3 protein-coding genes are annotated in these 2,307 nt (G+C 45.9%); all 3 read left to right on the forward strand.

Features of this window, described 5'->3' with window-relative positions; genetic code table 11:
• Positions 1–86: 86 nt before the first annotated feature.
• Complete coding sequence (locus HGH47_RS12065) at positions 87–566, forward strand: DUF1804 family protein (RefSeq protein WP_432912667.1); 480 nt, start codon at positions 87–89, stop codon at positions 564–566.
• Between the two features lie 14 nt (positions 567–580).
• Entirely contained in the window at positions 581–2,116 is a 1,536-nt protein-coding gene (locus tag HGH47_RS12070) for a hypothetical protein (RefSeq protein ID WP_432912670.1), read from the forward strand.
• On the forward strand, positions 2,113–2,307 hold a 195-nt coding region (locus tag HGH47_RS12075; protein WP_432912673.1), incomplete at its 3' end, for a hypothetical protein. The genes HGH47_RS12070 and HGH47_RS12075, both read left to right, overlap by 4 nt.

Raw genomic sequence — 2,307 nt, forward strand, 5'->3', positions numbered from 1 at the left:
AAGCGCATCGATAAACAACGGCTTTAAAGATATGAAAGACGACATTCGCGAATTGCGCAAGGAAATTAAAAAGGGCTAGAAGCGGTATGGCAAAAGATGAAAGACGCGCTGAGGCTGAGCGGCTTTATGTAAAGGAAGGAAAATCCTGCGCTCAAATTGCCGCTGAACTTGCAGTAAGTGAAGGCACGATATACCGCTGGAAAGCAGACGCTGCAGCATTAGGGGAGACCAGCGACTGGGACACGGCACGGCGGGTGTATAACATGAGTCCGCGCGAATTAGTCACCATGTATGCAGAAGCCTTAAAGCAGTGGGTAGTAAAAATAAAACAAAGTCCCGATCTTCTTTCCGATGGAAAAATAGCCGATGCGATTGCGAAGCATGTGAGCGTTTTACAAAAGCTCGATAACCGCAGCCAGTATATGGGTGTCGCGCTTGACCTGATTAAAATTGCCGACCGGTGGCTCTATGAAAATGAACCTGCCTTAAAAACACAAATGGAGCCGCATTGGGAAAGTATCTATCAAACACTTTCGGAGTATAGCACGAAAAAAGGCTTATTATAAAAGGACTATCAAACGTGAAAGAAATTAGAACAGCGCGGGAACTTGAAAAAGAATGGAATAAGCTCAAAGAAGAAATCTTATCCCGTCCGCTGTTTCTTGATAATAGTGAAAAAGCAAAAGAGGCGCGGAAACGTAAGTGTGCTGATTCGGTATGGGAATTTGCCCGTACCTACTTCCCCGAATACGTTGCAAGTGAAGGGGCAAAATTTCATAAAGAATGGGAAAAAATCCGGCTTACCGAAAAAGAGCCGATTTTACTGCAAGCATTCCGCGGCTGTGGAAAGTCTACGTTTTTTACACTGCTTGATCCGATACACGAAATCGCTTATGGCAAGCGGAAGTTTATGCTTTTTGCAAGCTACACGGAAGACAAAAGTGCACGCTTTACCGGCCGCATTCTTTTAGAGCTGATGTACAATCAGCGGCTTAAAAATGACTTCGGTGACTTTATTCCGGAAGGAAAGCGTCCTGCGATGGGAGACTTTTCGGTCAATGTACCCGGTAAAAAAGGAAGTCGCATCGGCGTTGTTGCCGTTTCAATCGGACAAGACCCGCGTGGACTTGTGTATGGAGCAGCCCGCCCGGATTATGTCAGGCTCGATGATATTCAAAGTAGAAAGCGGGCAAAATCACGGAAGTTTGTAAAAGAATCGGTTGAGTGGATTATGCAGGATTTAATCCCTGCCTTAGCTGCAAACTATTCATGTATCATTGTGGCTACTCCGCTTAATACGCAATGCGTCGCAGCAACGTTAGAGAAAGGAAGCGATGAAATAGAGGCGGTCAAAACGTACAAATTCCCGGCGGAAATGCGCGGAAAACCGACATGGCCCGATTTCTTTCCTCTCGACCGGTTAAAGCGGCTCAAGCGCACCATTGGCTCTCTTGCATACGGGCAAGAGTTTTTATTAATTCCGATTGCCCTTGATGAGCGCATTTTTAAGGAAGAACACATCCGCGGCTACCAACCGGAAGAACTTACCGCGGTACGCTTTGCCTACGTTTTTTCGTGGACTGATCCAAGTGTTAAACAGGAAGAAAAACACTGTTTTAAAGCAACTGTTTGTGCCGGTATTACGAATGAAGGAATCATCTATATCTTAAAAGCGCGTATCCGTAAAGAAAGTATTCAGCGGATGGTAGACGGTATGTATATGATCTATCAAGCGTGGAATCCGTCGTATATGTTTTTTGAAGATAACGGCGGGCAAGCGATGCTTGCAACCGTGCTTGATATGAAGGCGGAGCAGGAAGGCTATTACATTCCGTACCGACCTGAGACGGCGACAATCAATAAAGATACCCGCATTGAAGCAACGCTTTCTGCACCGATCGAAAACGGTATCATCAGGTTTTATAAACAAGATGCGGATCAAAAAGAATTGATAGATGAGCTTCTGCAATATCCTGATGGGGAATATAAAGACGGCCCTGATGCGCTTGAAGGAGTGGTGAGAAAACTCATTGAAGCGGCAAAAAAGAAAAGAGCAGGAATGCCGTATTCACGAAGCACGAGGGAAAGCAGCGCTGTGTTACAGGGGTATGAATGATGGGAAAGTATAAAAAGCAGACAGGCGGCGTACAGCGCTTTGATCGCTGGAGTCCGGACACGAAAGATACGGCAGATAAGCGTATACAGACCGTTGAAGAAACGATTGAAAAAATGAGCGGTAATCACTTTGCAACCCGCGAGCGGGCAAATGACTTTGTCCGGCTGATGCGCTCTCTTCCTGATCCTGAT

The sequence above is a fragment of the Treponema sp. OMZ 805 genome, from assembly GCF_050937395.1.
Taxonomy (GTDB): Bacteria; Spirochaetota; Spirochaetia; order Treponematales; family Treponemataceae; genus Treponema.